The following is an 18,582-nucleotide window of genomic DNA, read 5'->3' on the forward strand; positions in this document are numbered from 1 at the left end:
GAAGACTATTTTGACTGGAAGGCCAAACAGCCCAAAACGACTCCTTCTAGTAAAGTGACAGCTATTTATCCAAGCTAATCACTCTATCCTTCCTGAGATGAATTTACACACAAAAAAGGACTTGACCCACGTTTTATTGAGAAAATATAAGGGATGTCTTCCACAAGGTAAGCGTCAAATAGCCCCCACCTTGAAAAAAGTGAGGGCTATTTGACGCTTACTCTTATATAGCATTATCATCGCCGTTAACATTTTTCGGCTCCAATAGTTTGAACGCCTTATCAGTAACCGTGATTTTATTATATGTCCTCTTGTCAAGATCATTAATAATACTCACAAGTTCTTCACTATTCAGTGTAATTGCAATTATCACCTGACAGTCTTTCCCTAATTTGATCACAGAATTAATAAAACTACTCATATCTGCGGAAACAATACTTTGCTGCGCAGGTTCATCAAATACCAGAATGTTTGGGTGATTGCCTTCTTTTGCAATTGACACTTGTAGAAGTGCCATAGTAAATGCCCATATTACTCTGACTCCATCACTTGCTGAGGAGTCAAATTTCATATCAAAGCCATCTATCGTCGGTAGAAATGATTCTTCTGAAATTTGGATTCCATCAAAACTAGAGAGACTACTGTAATGATAAAGTTTCAGATTCTCTATAAACTTCATTTTCAAAAGAGATATTTTCTCGGTATCCAAATTTGAAAGTCCTTTGATAGGTAACTTTTTCAATCTATCAAGATAGTCATTCCATTGTTTTGACAAATTTTTCAATTTGTTAATTTTCGACGATACCAAACCATTCAATTGTTTCAAGATTTCAATTCGACGACTAATCTCAATGCGTTTAAGCGCAATAGCTTCTGATGCATCTGTGTTAGTGGTTGTAAATAAATCTGACCTTAAAGTGTGTGCTAATCGCCTTAATGAAATAAGCCGAAATTCGATATTTGTTCTCTGTTTTTGTTGGATCTCTTTATTTTGCCTATGACTTGATAATGAAAATTCAAGCACAGATTTTTGCGCTTTCAAATGTCTAATATTATCTTCTATATTCATAAATAAATTATCGTTACTTGTCAAAAGCAAAGTGTCGTGAATAGCTTGGTTACATACAGGGCAAATATTTGCAGAAAATTCTCCGGTAGATTCTGAGCCAAATTTTTGCAACCTAGCGGCATCATTATTATTCCTTATATCGGAATTTACGATTTCCAGATCTTTTGTCAAACGAAATATCACATTGTTCTCACGTGAAAGATGTATATCAAGGTTTTCTAACTGTGACTCAAATTCTAAAATATCTTTTTCAGATCTTGAAAGTTCTTCATTTAGCGCATCAAAATTATCTAAAACACGCGGTTTTAATTGTCTTAACGAATTATACTCTTTGTTAAGGTGGGCAATCTCCTCACTGATAGTTTTGCCTTCAACAGTGGTTAAATCTATTTTTGCATACTCTCTGTCAGATAAAACACGAGGAAGCAATGGCAAATTCTCAATCAAACAAGATTCAGACTGTACATTCTGTTGTAATTCTTCAATAAGTTGCGCCCATTCATTTTTTATTTTAACTTTAACCATTTTTAAACGGCCACGTTCTTTTTCGTTTTTAAATGTGTCCAAGTGTAACAAAAATTCTATGACACGCTTTTTAGATTCTTTAATTCCAAGAATTGGCATTCCAGAAAATATATCAGACCAACCATGCTTTTGCTCTATAAACATACTTGAGAATATTACCTGTAGATACAGCTTTCGCTCATTTTCATCCGATGTTCGTACCTCAGGTAAGTTTAAGTGTAGAAAATTTTCTAAATAAGTATGAAATCCCTTTTCACTTGTTGCTGAATGTGAGACATTAACATACATATCTTCGGATTGTGTTTTAGGATCACCCAACGAATTGAACGCCCCTTGATAAACAGTTATCAATCTGCTATCCCGATTTGAAGCCATAGCAGCACGATAAATTGTTATAGTTTCGATTCCGTTCGTAATTTCTAAATATGCCCCAGATTCTGTAACCATACATATTTTTCCTTTGTCATCAATGGTGGATTTAAAAACAGAAGTTAATACTTTTTCTCCGATTCCACCAACTCCACCGATAATCTGTTCGAATCCAAGACAATAGTATATTGCTGCAAGAATAGAGCTTTTCCCACAAGTGTTATCAGAACTTGCAATAAAGTTCAGACCGCTATGGAAGGTTGAATCAATACCATACACCCCGTTAACAGTATTGATTTCGACTCGTAGTCTGTTAATCTTCAGCATTATTAAACCTCCATATTTCTGTTAACTCTTGAATTTTCTTTTCACTAAGTTTTTTTGATAGTCGCGAAAGATCTATTTTTTCAGAAATCATGAGATCATCTACCGCTTGTATTTGATCAGTAAGGTTTCTTCCTTTGTCAGTGAGCTTGTAGTTGCCTGATTTCTGCTGCATTATAAATCCATATGCAACAGAAAAAGTTAGAGCTTTATTGACTGAAGGATCAAATCTCACAATCGGAGAATTTGACAACTCTTCGTTTGCAAATTTCAAAAGTTTGTCCATATTATTTCTTGTACATAGTGCTGCTGAAATCATGTGCAGCTTAATTAAGGAACAACTCCCCTGAAAAGAGCAAATTCTCATTATTAAGCAAATTTGAGATACTTTGTAACTAATACGATAGTTATATGGTACTGCATCTGGCTTTGCATTAAAAATAATGTCACCATGCAACAGAGGATTTACCGGCATAATTCACACACTCCTGAATTCCATTGAACAATCGGCAAGCCAACTGGCGATTAGGTCTTGCTTAAGCTCACCAATGGATGCTAATGTAAACACTTTTGAAAAATCCCTTTCAAGCTTTGCTTGAAACTCGTTCAGAATTTCATCAAATAGTGCCTGGTTCATTGCTCGGTTTGTATGCATCCTGGTCTTAATCTTCACTTCGTTTTTATAACTTTCCTCGAGCTTAAATAGGTCCTCATAAAACTCCGGAAAATCAATACGAAGAGTATTCATAATTTCCAAACCGCTTATGTAGAATTCAATATACATGTTAATTATCAAGTTTAAGTCTTCATCTGCATCACCTTCAACGTGCATTACTGCCTTGATTTTTCGGCGAATGTTATCCACTTTAACAGAATCACATTTTGACCAATCAGGAGTCCCCGTATGTATAACTGCCAAATTTAATTTCATATCTGTTAGATTGGTGCGTATAATTCTGCTGATTTCCGGGGCAAATTCCTCAGCACATTTTACCAATATTTTAAAATTTGTGTCGATATATGCGTAGGCCGTTGGGTCTTTCTTTTTTTTCTCTAAAACCTCTTTGCGTTTTGACTCAACATGTGCAAGTATACGGGCATCTTTGTACTCAGGAATCACAAAATGCCATTCTTTAATAGGGGGAACACCCCAATTTCTTAACCTTTTTGCATATTCAGGCGAAAGCAACTTCTTGATGTCAGTCGACACTTTTTCTCTCAAATGCTCGTATAGTTCCTTGTCCGTATATTCTCTTTCAGGACAATAGCACTGGTTAACTATACCATTAACCGTAAAGCCCTCAATTCCACCATCGCCACCCTGCACGGCAGGGATCGCAGTATAATGAACTTCCCGATATCGATTTCTGTAACATTGAACACATAATTCTTCCCATGCATTACCGGTCATATAGCCTTCGATGAAATCCATAACACTCAACCATTATCCCTCCTTAGTAGTCCTAGTGATATTGAGTCTGTATCATCAGGAATGTGCGTCACTGCACAAATATCTACAAAGAATTCTTTCCTTTTGTCGGTATAACGTATTTTTAAAAGTTGGAACATTTCATAAACCCTTATTACAACAACTTCTTTATGCATAAGATACAGTTTATCACCAGCATTTGAAAAATTTTTCACATTCAAGTCAAAATCCTCCTTACAAAATAAACATCAGTCTATTTTGTTTAAACAAAGAATTTTTAACACTTTTTAATAGTATTCAGGCTCCCCCCAAATGTTTCTTTACGATTCCATCCACATCAGCAACATTGTAAGAAACATCATTACACCAAACACCATATTCGCCAAGCTCATTCACGGCCTCCACCCATTCAGCAAGAGCTTTTCGCTTTTCTTTGTCTCGACGAGTCTCTTGCCCTTTTGTTTCCAGAACGAGCATTTTTCCATTTGTAAGCTTGACTAAGAAATCCGGTGTATACTTTCGTACAACACCATCGTAAACATATAGTATTTCAAAGCCGAGATGATCATTTTTTGCCCATGCAGTAACGTTAAGATTTTTCTCAAGTCTGAAGCTTTCGGTAGATTCCCATGCGCTATCGTATACACAGTGGCTGATATGTGATTTTTGTGTTATGGCACAAGGTTTACTAGTAAACCAGGTCATCATATCTCCAGTGCTACGAGTCTTTTTACTAGCATCGATAATCGGAACTAGCTTCTCAGTTTGTTCTAATTTAATAAAACTCCACAGATGCTGCACAATCTTGTTCATGTTAAGCATGTAAACAATTCTCTGTCTTATTAGGTCAGTGTTGAAAAGTAGAGGTTCAATTTCAATAACACCAGATTGCAAATATTGCTCAACAAGCTTAATAACTTGACCAATCAGGGCATATTTGGTTCCTTGACTTTGCCAGGACGATTTCATCAGATCATAAATCTGACCAGCTGCTTCAAAAACGATGCGCTGCATTCGTAGTTCCGAATCTAATTTTTCGAGATCGATGTCGGTACACGTTAACAAATCAACTTTTCCATCAATGACAGGAGACAATTCTGCATGAAGGCGTGTCTGTGCCGCATCCAGAACCAATGGTTCAATATGATTCAAATCCACCGAAAGTATTGGATAGAACACACGGTTAATGCGTATGATATTAGGCCAACTGATTTCATATCTGGACTTTTCCTGCAGCGCTTCCACCTGGGTCTTTGCCTTGGGAACCGGCGCAATACCGTTTTCTGTAGATTCATGTGGTAAAAATGTAAAAGGAATACCAAATATATTTACATATTCTGCGGTAAATATATCACTTCCTTCTGCTAAATCATAGGATGTTCTGCGCAGCCCACGACCAACTACCTGTTCACATAGCAATTGGCTGGAAAATGCGCGAAGCCCCATAATGTGTGTTACTGTTTTTGCATCCCATCCTTCAGAGAGCATGCCAACGGAAATAACATTTCGTACCTGCTCGCCACGCTTTCCACGTTGACCGACCGTATCCACTGTATCTCTTAAAATAGCAGCCAAATCTTTTTTGCTGAGTTTTCTAGTCGATTCATTAGCTTCTGATTCCAAATCTAAATTAATATCGTCCTGTGCTGCTTCCATCGTCTTTGAGTCAATGTGAATTGTGTGCTGGGGGATACATAGTTCTTCAATCTGAATTCTTTTATGGTCAAAAGCATACTTAATACGTGCAGCTGTTTCAGTTCGATTTGCTACAGTAATCATCACTGGAGGAACAACAGCACCTTGTTCTTTCCAAGACTTATATATTTCCAACCAGTCTTTGCCCAGAAGATAATAAGCTTGTACCAACAAATCAGGCAATGGTTCTTCTGGGGCAGAAGGTCGATTGATATCATCTCGGACAGTTTCATCAGCATAAATATGATACAGTTTTGATTTGAACGTTTCCGGATCAGGAACGCTATCATCACGGACAACTATCCTTGGCGTTTTAACCAAACCTGATTCGATACCATCATTAAGTCCAAAGTCGCTCACAATCCAGCTAAACAACGCTTCTTCATCATTCTTTTTGCCAGATGGAGCAAATGGCGTAGCGGAAAAATCATAGCAAGTTAATATGTTGCGTGTTTTATTAATACGATCAAGACCGTTGATCCAGACTGTAGCCTGTGCTTCATTTTCCACGTATGCTTTTCTATCCTGACCTTTTAGGGAAATTTTTACTTCAGGGTTTTTACGCCATGCATGATGCGCTTCGTCGTTGATTACTAAAATGTTCTGTGCATTTGCCATTTCGCCCAAGACTTCACGAGTATAAGCTTCGTCACTTTTCACACCACGCTTATCAACACTTTTCCGCTTTTGAAGCTGTTCTTGGCTTTCCCACGCCAGAGACTGCCAGTTTTCTATCAGTACTTTACCCTGCCTTAGCTTTTCCATTAATCCAGCCGGTACAATATTGAACTGCGTATAATAGTTATCATCACCGCCCGTTTGCAGTACTTGTAAACGGCTTTTAACCGTCAAGTTTGGTGCAACAATGAAGACGTTTTTGGTAAAGCGTTTATCCTGCGGATATGCAGTTTTGTTGATTACCTGCCAAGCAATCAGCATAGCCATAACTGTAGTTTTACCACCACCAGTACATAGCTTAGTACAAATTCTTTTAAATTCTCCGCCATCGCTCGGGATTACAATACCATTTTTCTCCGCTTCTCTTGCCTCTGTTAACCAAACTAGCGTTTCCATCGCATCCAACTGACAAAAGAAAAACTGATATTGACGCGCATCTGCATCATTCCAATGATCCAGCAGCCTTTTTGTCATACCTGTAACTCCGGGATAGCCATTTTCCCGCCACGCCTTAACACGCGGACGAATATGATTAACAAGAGGCAATTCTATGAATTGTCCAATGTCATTATATTGATTAGAGCCCTGTCCAGCAACAAAATATCCAGCAGGACGTCTTCCTGATTCCCTATCAAAACTTTGTGTTTGATTGTTATATTTCCAGTGATATTCCGGCTCACGGAAAGCGGAATTGATAATAAGTCGATCAATACCCGCCATTAAAGTTCACCTACCTTTATCACCTTAAGACTTTCTATTCCACGGTCATCAATAATTTTCACAGCAATCTGACTATTACTGTCAACTTTAAACGGTAGCGATTCGTTTCCTGCATATTTTCCGATTAAATCCTGGTTAATTTCCGCACGCAATGTTTTGGCAAGTTTATTCCAGCCATCTTTTTTACCGCTCATAGGAAAGAAAACCTGCATTGGTTCAATACACAGCCCATCATAATCGGTGTCCAACATCCACATAGCAATGCGGTTAGTGTTGCCTGAATCAATAGTGCCAGTTTTAACATTGTAATAGTCGAAACCATTGACACGAACTTTGTATTTGCCCTTATCTTTACCCTTGTCAATAGGTAAAAGCTCCACATCAGGTTGTCCTACTAGCCAGAAGCTTTCATTAGAGGAGCGTTTCTTCTTAAGGTCTTCCGTCATCAGATCGGTATTCATCTGAACTTTCAACATTGTAATTCCTGGCCAACTGGTTTCATCAATGTCTTTGGCCGCTTCCGGATCAAACTGGAACGCGGCAAAAATAATCAGACTCACTTTTGGACGCAAATTTTCTGCTTCATCCAAAGCAAGAGAAACCATGCGGGAATCCAACGGTTTTGATTCGCTGCCGAAGCAGACTGCCGCCCGCCGAGGCGTATTTTCCTTTGTTTCCGCCTCTGCCTGCAAAAATTTGGTTCCGGAGATCGGTTCCACGCGAGAAAATTCGATTTTCGCGCCATTCCGTCCACGAATGCCCGTCGCCAGTAATTCGCCACGCCAATCAGCTTGTTTGGCGCTGATATCGTCTAGCGCTGCTACCGCATCCAGAGGTTTTACCACAGGGGCAGGAAGAGCTTCTACAGTGAAAGGGCCAGTGATTCGCGCCTTGGTTTTGTCAATTTCCGGCTGGTCGTACTGAACTTCAATGGCCGGAGGTTCTCCATTTGCAATTGTTTTTAACGCTATTCTAGGAATGGTACGATAAATAAAGCCACTGCCAACACCCTGTCCCGGGTGTGCGAGCTTGTAATAATCAAAGGTGGCCGTCATAAGCCGCTGTTTGGCAAGAACAATAGCGACACGGGAGGTATCACAGGTGATCCAGCGTCGTCCCCACTGCTCGGCAGCATAGGCAGTAGTTCCGCTACCGCAAGTAATGTCTAGAACGAGATCACCTGGATCAGTGGTCATAACTATGCAACGCTGTATAACCTTAACAGCCGTTTGAACAACATAGCTTTGATTTCTTGCCCCTACAGTATCATCCCAAAAACTTACAGCTTTTTTAAGTGGATAATCATCTAGATAATAGACATATCTGAGATTACCATCCCCCTCAGGCATGATGCGGTTGTTTGCAATCAGTTTACGCATACCATCCGGATTAGTTACCCAGCATTGTCCCACAGGAGGCTTATATGTTTTTCCATTAAATTCAACGTCATATACTGCATTTGCACTAAAACTTACAGGCCATAAAGGAACCAATCTGAAAACCCGCGATCCTTTTGGCAACATTGAATGATTATTCAATTCATCATTTGTCATCTTGCGACGCTCGCCATTTGGCAATTCAACTAGGCCCCAATGAATGTCGCCCTCAATATTTTGAAAATTGAAAAGTTGGTGATATTTTGTCTGCTTGGCATCCTTTCCATACCAAACTAAATAATCGTGCATTCTTTCTAAAAAGTTGGAGCCAAGTGGCATGGTTTTTTTTCTGAAAGGTATTATTGAAATAAAATTTGTTGCACCAAATATTTCATCACAAAGTTCTCTTACGTGATGAAGGTTTTCATCACTAATCTGAATAAACACGCTTCCGCTATCCGCCAGCAACTCCCGCACAAGCAACAGTCTGTTACGCAGATAAGTTAGATAAGAATGGATTCCAAGTTCCCAAGTATCACGAAAGGCCTTAATCATTTCGGGTTCTTGAGTCAAGTCCTCATCTTTCCGATCTTTTACATCCCGTTTACCCACGAAAGGCTGAAAATTAGAACCATATTTGATACCATAAGGCGGGTCAATAAAAACCATCTGCACCTGCCTAGCCATACCCTCTTTTTCCAAAAGGGAATTCATAATAACGAGACTGTCTCCGGCAATCAGTCGATTCGTCCAATCAACACCATGCCGGTAGAATTCAATTGCCTCTCTGCGACGACGCATACGTTCCACAGGTGTCTCGAAAAAACTTAGCTGCGGATCTTGGTAATCGTCCCCAATAGCTTGAACCGAGCGAATGATTTTATGTGGTTTAATAGATTCATGGATATGTATTGAAGAGGTTGGTACATCAAACGACATTCCTTCTGCCTTGCCTGCCCATTGCAGAGTAGGGTCAAGATACGGGTCAAATTCATATTTTTTCTTTGATTCTGCCGATTTATCGTATTGTCCCATCCCTACTGGAGGATTATTACTGCGTTTTTTATTTTTGTGTTCATAAGTTTCTATTTCACGCATATTATTGCCGTCAATTTCATCTTGTTTTTTACGGCCTCGTGGCATTTTCATATTCCCCCTATACATACCACATTAATTTATCTAAAATTAATGCTATTCGTTTATTTAATTAAAAACAACCTACAAAATGAAAATTTCATCATTTACAAAACTACTTATTTATTGGCCTATTGTTGATGTAGAACTAATAGTATTAATGATAAAAGAAGAATAGTGTATGGGTCTATTTTGATATTCTGAGTAGAATTTGTAAATACAAAAACCCCCACCAAATTAGATTCTTTGGCAGGGATTTGGCAGGGAACCATATCATTTTTAACAGTTTTTATCCATTTCACATCGTAACAAATGTTGTTAAATAGGCATTCTCGCTCCAATTTGTATTTGCCTTTTATTCCCACTCAAGAAATGGCAAATATTATTTAGAGCATTAATACTGATTTATCAACATCTATAGCGAATTGATTTATTTATTTTATCCTAAATTTGATTATATTGCTTTCAAAAAGCTATCACTATTATTTGATTTCTACCTTCACCGCCTTCACTAATCTCTTATTAATTGATAATAAATTATTTCAAAACTCATCTAATGATGGAAGTTGTTTAATAATATCGACACACTCTACACTTATTCTCACGATACGTTTAAGTAAATTGATTATATAGACAGGATCTTGAGACCAATCATTTGGATTATTTTGGATCCCACTTTTATTGTCAATAGTTATTGAATAGCGATCCATTATCCACTCGATTGCAGACTTTCCATTAACTATAAAATCATAAGCCTCAAGAGGTACTCCTCTTAATGTTAAGGTATCATTGATAACAATGGCTTTCTTATTTAACTTTTTATTCTGCTTTTCAAATCGCATTTTAGAGACTTTATAATCTGTTAATAAAGCTGTTTTTTCTTCCTCTAATGGCCACGGAGTTACGCTTTCATAGTTAAGTTGCAGCACTCCTATTCTTTTCCCACTATTACTAAATGCCCAAAAATCTTTTACTAAAGGAATTCTTGGTAACATTAACTTAAGATCAACAGAGAATCTTTGCTGATATTCAGATGAATTCAGTACCCCAAATACATACCAAAAAATGTCTATTTTATTGATAGATTTATCACGATATTGATCTTGAAATAATTTAAGGGCCCAATCCGTTATTGTTTCTTTTTTTATATATGAGTCATTAGTATCATTCTGATTGTTATCAAATAAGTTAATTTGATATCCTTTCTTTTCATCCTTTTTTTCATACCAGTATAGTGGAAAACATTGACCATTGTCCATTGCTTGGAAATCTGCAACAGAGGAAGATACGAATGTGCCAAATGATTTTTTAGCTCCTGTGCCTGAAACAATAATTACTATATTGTCGTGGTTTCTTGTTGGAAAAATTTCTTGATTAAGGTTGACATATTCATTAAAACGTCGATTGAAATATAATCGTTGCTTTACAAAGGGTCTATACATAGCCGTAACAATTAATGAAGGATCAAAAGTATATTTATTCCCAATAGAAGCACTCTTTTTTAATGCCCTTGTCCAATTTATTTTTTGGGGATCTAAATTTACAATATCTTCTATTCTCGGTTTTTCAACTTTAACCTTTTGAGAACACATTTTTATATATTTGTCAGTTTCCAAGTTATAGTTTTTGATCATATCAAACATATTTTCTTTTATTTTATCAGCAGAGAAATTATAGACCCATGCATCTCGCCCACTAAGTACGCCTTGTGAATATTTTGAAAAAATTGTTTTAGAGTTTCCCTTATTTTTTTCTCCTAAAGCTAATAAATTCATAAAAGAAGGATCTCGTTGATTTATCCAATCGCCCAATTGATTTGGTCTAAGTATCTTCCATGACAAATTCTTAATGCTATCAATTTCTTCAATATAGTTTAATTTTTGAATTGTATTTAAACGAGTACCAATCTCGTTATAATACAATTTACAATCACCTTGATATTTTGGATCTTTAACCATAATCGTTATAGAAACAGGAATTTTAGAACCAGCACCAAATACTCCGCCACCCTCATCTCTTCTCTCTTCACCTTGTTTGCTGGCATCCCCAAGTAAATTAAACACATAAATATAACTAAATTCCTTATTAAGACACTTGCGAAGTCCATCCATATTTTTAGCTCTAATAAGTGATGAATTATGCACAAATGCCACGATTCCACTATTTTTGATTCGATCAGAAGACCATCTAATAGCACGGATATAAGAATCATAAAGACTTCTTAAATTAGTGCTACTTGATTGTTTAGCATATGATTCTCTAATGTGTGAATCTAAAGTTTTATATTTTATATTTTGATTATTATCATTTTGCATTTTCTGCTTACCCGAATATGGAGGGTTACCAAAAACAACGCGAATATCTTTTTCGTTCTGCTTCTTAAGCCTTTCATTATTTTCTGGCAATGTTTGTTTGTCTACCCAATCTGGCTTTTCTGACATTTGAAATGTGTCCGCTAAAACTATTCCGTCAAACGGGCTGTATTCTCCAGCTAACGTATGAAAGGTTGTCTCAATATTTATTGCTGCAATATAGTATGCTAACAAAACAATTTCATTAGCATGTAACTCGTTTTTATATTTGTATAGCAAGTCTTCTTTTGCAATGTGACCAGATTGTAATAGACGTACAATAAATGTCCCTGTCCCAGTAAAAGGATCCAGAACGTGAACATCTCTTTCTGTAATTTTTTTATGAAAATATTTTTGTAAAATGTATTCAACACTGTTTAGTATAAAATCTACTATCTCAACTGGAGTGTAAACAATACCTAAACGTTCAGCCATGTCTGGAAAAGCATTTTTGAAAAATGTATCATATAAACTTTTAATAAGGTTTTGCCTTGATTTATCGCTCTTTGCATACTTAGTATACTGACGAACATTTTTATAAAATCCTTCCAGTGTTTCAACCTCACTGTCAACAACATTGTCATCCATGATTTCTATCATTTTTTGCATTGACTTTGAAACAGGGTTATTTTTAGTGAATTTATAGTGCTCGAATAGTGCATCAAAAATAGGTCTCGTAATAACATGCTGTGTCAGCATTTCAATTGCGTCCTCTTTGGTTACCTTTGGATTAATATTTTCCCGAAGACCAAACAAGAATTCCGAAAATCTCTTTTTTGCTTCTTCCTTCTCCAGCAACGTTATTATTCTTACAGTAATTTTTTGAGCTATATCTGCAACATTTTCCGCCCAAGATATCCAATAATCTGTATCCTCTAGTTTTTTAGGGATGGCTGCATATACGGCATTTGAAATTTCTTCAATTGGTATTTCTTTCGAAAAAGAAATCTGTACATTCAATTCACTATCATTATTGTTTTTTGGCTCATCACTATCATTTAGTACACTTACAACTTTTATTTTCTTCTTAAACTCCGCTTCATCGACGAGTGATTCGTCATGCGCTCTTAAAGCCTTTATAACTTTCCAAACACCCTTAAATTGCTTATCATTTTCTATATAATTGTTATAGTCACTTATTTTTGAAGTAGGAATACACACAGGGAGAATAATATAGCCGAACTTTTTTTTGTCATTCGGTTTCCTCATAACCCTTCCAACCGATTGAACGATATCAACAATTGAATCACGGGTATTAAAAAAAATGACGGCGTCTAAGGCTGGAACATCAATCCCCTCTGACAAGCAACGAGCATTGGACAAAATTCTGCATACATTTTCTTCAGTATTTTCTTTTAACCAATTTAACTCTTTTTGCCGTACCAGTGTGTTCATTGTTCCATCCACATGTTTAAGTTCACAGCGTATCATCTCTCTTTGAACTTCGTGAGATTCCGAGTAAATATTTACAAGGTCAGAAAATGTTTCTGTTGTACTTTTTGAATTTTTAATTGTTCTGGAAAAAGCAACCGCTCTTTGCATTGGAACAGTATCCTCATAAGAATTCAATTCTCCATCATTGTCAACTTCCACTAGACCATTTTTTGATAATCCCTTCCAGCTACCAATGATTTTGGCAGCAAATTCGCTATCTATAGCCTTCTTTGAATCAATTTTATAAACATTAGAATTATAATCATTTGCGAGCGCGGCCATCTTCTCTTCATTTACGGCAACTATCAAAACTTTATACTCTGCAAGTAAACCAAGGTGTACAGCTTCTCCAAACCCCAGGCGATAAAACTCAGGGCCATATATCTTTTCATCATCCATTGAATAAAGTTTTGCATTATTTCTGTCAGCTTTATTCCTAGATTTATCGTTATATATTCGTGGTGTTGCAGTCATATAGAGACGTTTTTTACTGCGAATAACTTCTTGAACATGCACTTTCACAAATTCTGATTCATCTTGATTCATGAGAGTAACACCTGTAGTACGATGTGCCTCATCACAAATAATAAGATCAAATTCAGAAAGTCCCATAGATTGAGCATCGGCAACAACTTGAAGGGACTGGTATGTTGAGAATATTACTTTTCTTTTTTTATTTTTAATTTTTTTTATTGCAGTTATTAATTTCTTTGAATTAGTAGTAGCTGGATAAGCGATATCATATGTATGAATGTCTTCCTCATCTTTCCCGACTTTACTATCTGAACACACAACAAATGCATTAAATGAAGACTGGGCATCAGCTTTCCATGATTGTAAAGATTGAGAAATTAATGAAATTGATGGTGCAAGGAATAATACAAGCCCATTATCAGGAGTAACAGTCTCAGCAATTCTTAAGGACACAAGTGTCTTGCCTGTTCCACAAGCCATAATCAATTTACCACGATCATGGTTTTTGAATCCACTCACAGTTGCCTCCAATGCTTTTAGCTGGTGTCCCCTCATTTTTTTCTTTTCAAGCAATGGCATAGCAGTACGATTTTTTAATGAAAACTGATCCCAATTAATTGGACTATCTATCAATTGTTGCATTCCTAAGCGATGGACTTCGATTGCCTGATTATCTAATGCTTGTTCAGCATTTTTGCTCCATAGATCAGTAGTCGATATTATTAATCGATTTATAAATGAACGCTCGCCATTATTTGTCATAAAGCGTTTCCCTGAAGCTGTAAAAAAAGAATCAATATCTTTCTTATGAACACAATGTTTTGGCTCAAAGAATTTGCACTGAATAGCCCAATATTCATCAGTTTCATTCACTTGTGCTACAATATCAATTCCTACATCTTGTCCCCAATGATCAGGCCAATCATTCCATAACCAAACATCTCCTAATTGGTCAAACTGAGGATCAGTGAGTAAATATTTAACTATTAATTTTTCAAATAAAGTACCTTTTTCTCTTTTGGTATGCGCCGCTTCTCTAAACTCATCTAAAAGATCTGTAATTGTTGCCATTTTAATCAGACTCCAATCGAAATAATTAAGACACCTAATTTTTATCTTACTTCAAAAATAAATTAATATTTGCTCTCATATTTTAAAAAAAACTTATTTTAACTGGAATAAATTGTTATTTGCTGTCTTTATCGATTTATTTTTGTAGGTACAAATTATCATAAAAGATATGATAAGCACCTCTATAATGAATCATCACATTTTAACATTAAAGATAGATTTTTAAGCCCTTTGTATGGAGCAAAATTTTTCCGACTCAAAATAAGGAATAAATCTTTTCATTATCTTTTTATTCTTGTATACAATCATCGGAAGTTTATCACAATAAAACCAATCAACTCCTATCTACCTAAATAATGATTTATATTCTTTTTTCTGAAATTCATTATAATTCTCCATGCAAATTTCATTAAGTAAGTCTGATACTTTCCCTGTCAATTGTTTTAGATCCTTCTTAATTTCTTTTAGGTTTCTATCCTTTTGCTTTTCATAAGAACCATAAGTAAATCCCCCGTAAACAGCTCTCTGTGAGATTTCTTGTATTTCTAATCTAAAAATATTATTTGTGGCTATCCAAGAAATTATTTTCATAACCTCATTCATTTTCTCTTTCGTTTGTGGATTCATTCTATCAAGCATATCAAGTGTTCTCATTAAAATTTGATCGTTATACCTATTTAGATCATTTTCGATTTTTGATTCTTGAGCAAATAAACCATCTAACATTGGTACATATACGTCTATAAAATGTTTATTATTTACAATTTCGTAACTATAAATTTCATCCTTTGTTTTTTCTTCATTTTCTATTGTTGCTTTCGTAATATTTTTGTCTTTGAGTTCAGGCCTTACCGTTGCCACAATCTTTATTAAATTATCAAAATCCCCGACTTTGACTTTATTTTTCTTTAATTTAGTAACTAATTGATCGTAAAATGCTGGATCTTTTAAATAATCCTCAAACAAATATAATTTCTCCAGAATGTACTCATCCATTGTTCCATATTTTAGCCACTCAATATCTTTTCCAACTAATTTAGCGATCTTTTCCATTCTGTATTCGTTTGGAAGGTTGGTTCCATTCTCCCAATGGCTTACTGTTCCCTTAGAAACAGAATCCACGATTTCACCAAATTTTTCCATACTATAGCCCAATTCTTGCCTGACTTTTTTGATCCTTTTGCCTATAGTTTCTTTGTTGTATTTAGCCATTCGTTAACCCTCCAAAAAAACAAAAAATTCAATTGACTTTTCAATAATTTATGTTTATATTTTTACTTGAGGTTGCGTTTAATACGTAATAAAAATTATTTTTGCACAACTTTTATTTCTTCTTACAACTATTCATTATATCAAAGAGGTGATTTGTTTAATACAAATACTCAATAAAAAGGGTGGAAAAATTTCTATGCGTTTAATACCAACTGTTCTTATTTTGTCTTTATAATTCTAATTTTAAAGGAGTCACAAACTATGAGTATCAATGTTCGAGATTTGTTAGACGCAAGTAAGCTTGGAAAAAAAGGACTTGTTGTTGAGGCACCAGAGCCATATACAAAATATGAAAATGGTGAAAAAACTGATGAAATTGCTGGCTATCGCTATCAAGTAATTTTAAGTGCATCCACGTGGGACAAAATTTCAATAAAGGTGGAAGAAAGCAGCCCATCTATCAAAAAAGAACAGTTTCAAAATGACAACCCTATACCCGTTATTATGGAGGATCTTTCAGCCAATGCTTACGTTACTCGAGATAGAAGAGTTGGTTTGTCGTTTAAAGCCAATAGCATCCATCCTGAGAAGTAAACAAATTTGTAGGAGGGGTTTAATGTTAGCCATTTTAAAAAGACATTTTCACACGGTTAAATATCAATTCTCAATCACTTTGCTAGAAAAAGTAATGTTGACAATTGGATTCGTTGGAATTCTCATAATCATGAGGGAAACTCAATCATTTTCGTATAAGTATTTATCCTTGCAGTATCCAAATTATGTGTACACATCTATCATGTCTATAGCTTTGGCAATGTGGTTTTGGACATATTACAGCAGCAAATTTAGTTTCTCAAAAGTTCGAAGAATTAAAGCTAAACTACTTCAAGTGATCAAAACTAATGATTTCTACATCTCTGAAGTGAAACGCAGACATAAAAGAATTATCTCAAGTCTCAAATTTGTATTTTATTACAAGGGTCGTTTTCTAATTGTCGAAACGTATTCAGCAGGCGCACGTTATACAAAAAGTGCCAATGACTTGGGAGAAATCCTAGAATCTGCCCTAGGGTTACCTCTTGAGGACAAAAATGAACAAAGTCCTGAAAAAACCGCCTATAAACTTACAATAAAAAAGCCAGAACGCATTCATCTCTACAATCCTTCAGACCTTACAGATAAACACTATAAAATTTTGTTGGATGAATTTAAGGCTTGGGATTTTGTGAAAAATCCCCATGCCATAATATGCGGTGCAACTGGAAGTGGAAAAACGACTATGGTTTATGAGATGATGCTATTTTTTGCCCACCAAGGTGCAGATCTATTTATAGCAGACCCAAAACGCAGTGATCTATCTGGACTCAAATATTGGATTCCCAACAGTGATTCTAGTGTGGTCAATACACCCGGACAAATAGCAAAAATGACTTCAAGGCTTGTTAATCTCATGAATGATAGATACGAAAACTTTTTTAGTTCGAAGCACGGAAAGCGTGGTCAAAATTATATTTCATACAATCTCCGTCCTATAGTTTTGATTTTCGACGAAATTGCATCATTTATGGCAATGGATAAAAAGATTGCAAAGGAAGTTGAAGACCATCTCAAACAAATAATTATGATGGGCCGCCAAGCGGGTATTTACGTCATTCTTAGCACCCAGAAACCCATGGCAGAAGCCGTTCCAACAGCGATCCGTGATCAGATGGGCTTACGTATTGCATTAGGGAAAATGTCCAAGAGTGGCTATCATATGACTCTGGGTGACGATTGGGACAGTCTACCGTCTGCTGAAGTTGGTACAGGTAAAGGGTACATTTACATTGATGGACTTAACTGGTCGAACCCACACCCTTTTGAAGCGCCATATATTGATATGGATAGTATAAATTATGAAGAAACACTTGCACATTTCTTACAACTTGGTGAACAACAATTTGCCCAAGAAGAATATAAAAATTAGCTGTTACGATCGCTAATTGCACGTTGGCTGATGTGTGGGAAATAGGCTGCATGGAACATGCAGAGTGGAACGTCCTAAGCGAAGCGCGTTCCCAGACATTAGACAATGCAACGCAAGGAGCAAAGCGACGCAGCGGTTAACTTGTTATATAAACAAACTTAGGGAGAAAATAATTCTCCGAAAAGGAATTGAGAATGATGACTCGTTTTTATAATACGAAAGTCATCATTTCCTCAATCACTGAGATTTATGAGTACGGCGAACCAATAGCATACGGCTTTAAAAAACCAGAAAATGAAAAACAATGTAGATACAAGAGAACCAGTTTTCAAGATGCAACTGTTGATGAAAAGCAAATCCGGATTGAACGAATGAAAAAACATTATCTCAATGAACGTTGGACTATTGCTCGATTAATAGATGTTAATTTTGACAATCACACAAGCTTCATGACCTTGACTTTTAGAGAGAACATCCAGGACATAAGCGTTACAAACTACGAGTTCAAAAAATTTATTAAGCGTCTAAATTATTTCATGAATAAAAAGAAAAAAGCACAATTAAAGTATTTAGCCGTTTGGGAGCTTCAAAAACGTGGAGCAATTCATTACCACGTCATGCTTTTTAACCTGAATTCCCGGAATTTATAACGATGGATAACTTACACCGAGAGCATCATAGAGCGCCTTTTGCTTCTTTGTGAGTTCACCCAGTACCCGTCCGTGATCCGGAGCTTCGAAGCATTCGATGGTGTC

General features: G+C 36.0%; 11 protein-coding genes. 3 read left to right on the top strand and 8 right to left on the bottom strand.

The features are described 5' to 3' along the window. Positions 1-223: 223 nt before the first annotated feature. The 8 genes from E4665_RS17175 to E4665_RS17210 form a co-directional block, all read right to left on the bottom strand. The gene (locus tag E4665_RS17175) at positions 224-2,290 is read right to left on the bottom strand and encodes a coiled-coil domain-containing protein (RefSeq protein ID WP_135350033.1); all 2,067 of its coding nucleotides are present in this window, start codon (positions 2,288-2,290) and stop codon (positions 224-226) included. Beyond that, positions 2,277-2,762 (bottom strand): hypothetical protein, encoded by a 486-nt coding sequence (locus E4665_RS17180; protein WP_135350034.1) that lies wholly within the window; start codon positions 2,760-2,762, stop codon positions 2,277-2,279. Before E4665_RS17180 ends, E4665_RS17175 begins: the two co-directional genes overlap by 14 nt. A 3-nt stretch (positions 2,763-2,765) precedes the next feature. Beyond that, positions 2,766-3,728, bottom strand: coding sequence for a hypothetical protein (locus E4665_RS17185; protein WP_206663599.1), 963 nt, complete (start codon positions 3,726-3,728; stop codon positions 2,766-2,768). Then, positions 3,725-3,937 carry a hypothetical protein gene (locus E4665_RS17190; protein WP_135350035.1) on the bottom strand — a complete coding sequence of 71 codons (213 nt, stop codon included), beginning with the start codon at positions 3,935-3,937 and terminating at the stop codon, positions 3,725-3,727. The genes E4665_RS17185 and E4665_RS17190 overlap by 4 nt, the downstream gene beginning before the upstream one ends. Positions 3,938-4,013: 76 nt before the next feature. After that, complete coding sequence (locus tag E4665_RS17195; RefSeq protein ID WP_135350036.1) at positions 4,014-6,809, bottom strand: BPTD_3080 family restriction endonuclease; 2,796 nt, start codon at positions 6,807-6,809, stop codon at positions 4,014-4,016. Then, positions 6,809-9,328 (bottom strand): site-specific DNA-methyltransferase, encoded by a 2,520-nt coding sequence (locus E4665_RS17200; RefSeq protein WP_135350037.1) that lies wholly within the window; start codon positions 9,326-9,328, stop codon positions 6,809-6,811. Before E4665_RS17200 ends, E4665_RS17195 begins: the two co-directional genes overlap by 1 nt. A gap of 533 nt (positions 9,329-9,861) precedes the next feature. Continuing rightward, complete coding sequence (locus tag E4665_RS17205; RefSeq protein ID WP_135350038.1) at positions 9,862-14,649, bottom strand: DEAD/DEAH box helicase; 4,788 nt, start codon at positions 14,647-14,649, stop codon at positions 9,862-9,864. Positions 14,650-14,994: 345 nt separating this feature from the next. Further along, on the bottom strand, positions 14,995-15,861 hold the full coding sequence (locus E4665_RS17210; protein WP_135350039.1) for a helix-turn-helix domain-containing protein: 867 nt from the start codon (positions 15,859-15,861) through the stop codon (positions 14,995-14,997). A gap of 261 nt (positions 15,862-16,122) precedes the next feature. Here E4665_RS17210 and E4665_RS17215 point away from each other — a divergent pair, with 261 nt between their 5' ends. The 3 genes from E4665_RS17215 to E4665_RS17225 all read left to right on the top strand — a co-directional run bounded on the left by E4665_RS17215 (position 16,123) and on the right by E4665_RS17225 (position 18,477). Next, positions 16,123-16,455 (top strand): hypothetical protein, encoded by a 333-nt coding sequence (locus E4665_RS17215; RefSeq protein WP_135350040.1) that lies wholly within the window; start codon positions 16,123-16,125, stop codon positions 16,453-16,455. A 22-nt stretch (positions 16,456-16,477) separates the two neighbouring features. Beyond that, complete coding sequence (locus tag E4665_RS17220; RefSeq protein ID WP_167815242.1) at positions 16,478-17,827, top strand: helicase HerA-like domain-containing protein; 1,350 nt, start codon at positions 16,478-16,480, stop codon at positions 17,825-17,827. 194 nt (positions 17,828-18,021) lie between these two features. Further along, positions 18,022-18,477: a rolling circle replication-associated protein gene (locus tag E4665_RS17225; RefSeq protein WP_206663600.1), complete on the top strand. Its 456-nt coding sequence runs from the start codon at positions 18,022-18,024 to the stop codon at positions 18,475-18,477. Positions 18,478-18,582 lie beyond the last annotated feature (105 nt).

The organism is Sporolactobacillus shoreae (genome assembly GCF_004684935.1).
GTDB lineage: Bacteria > Bacillota > Bacilli > Bacillales > Sporolactobacillaceae > Sporolactobacillus > Sporolactobacillus shoreae.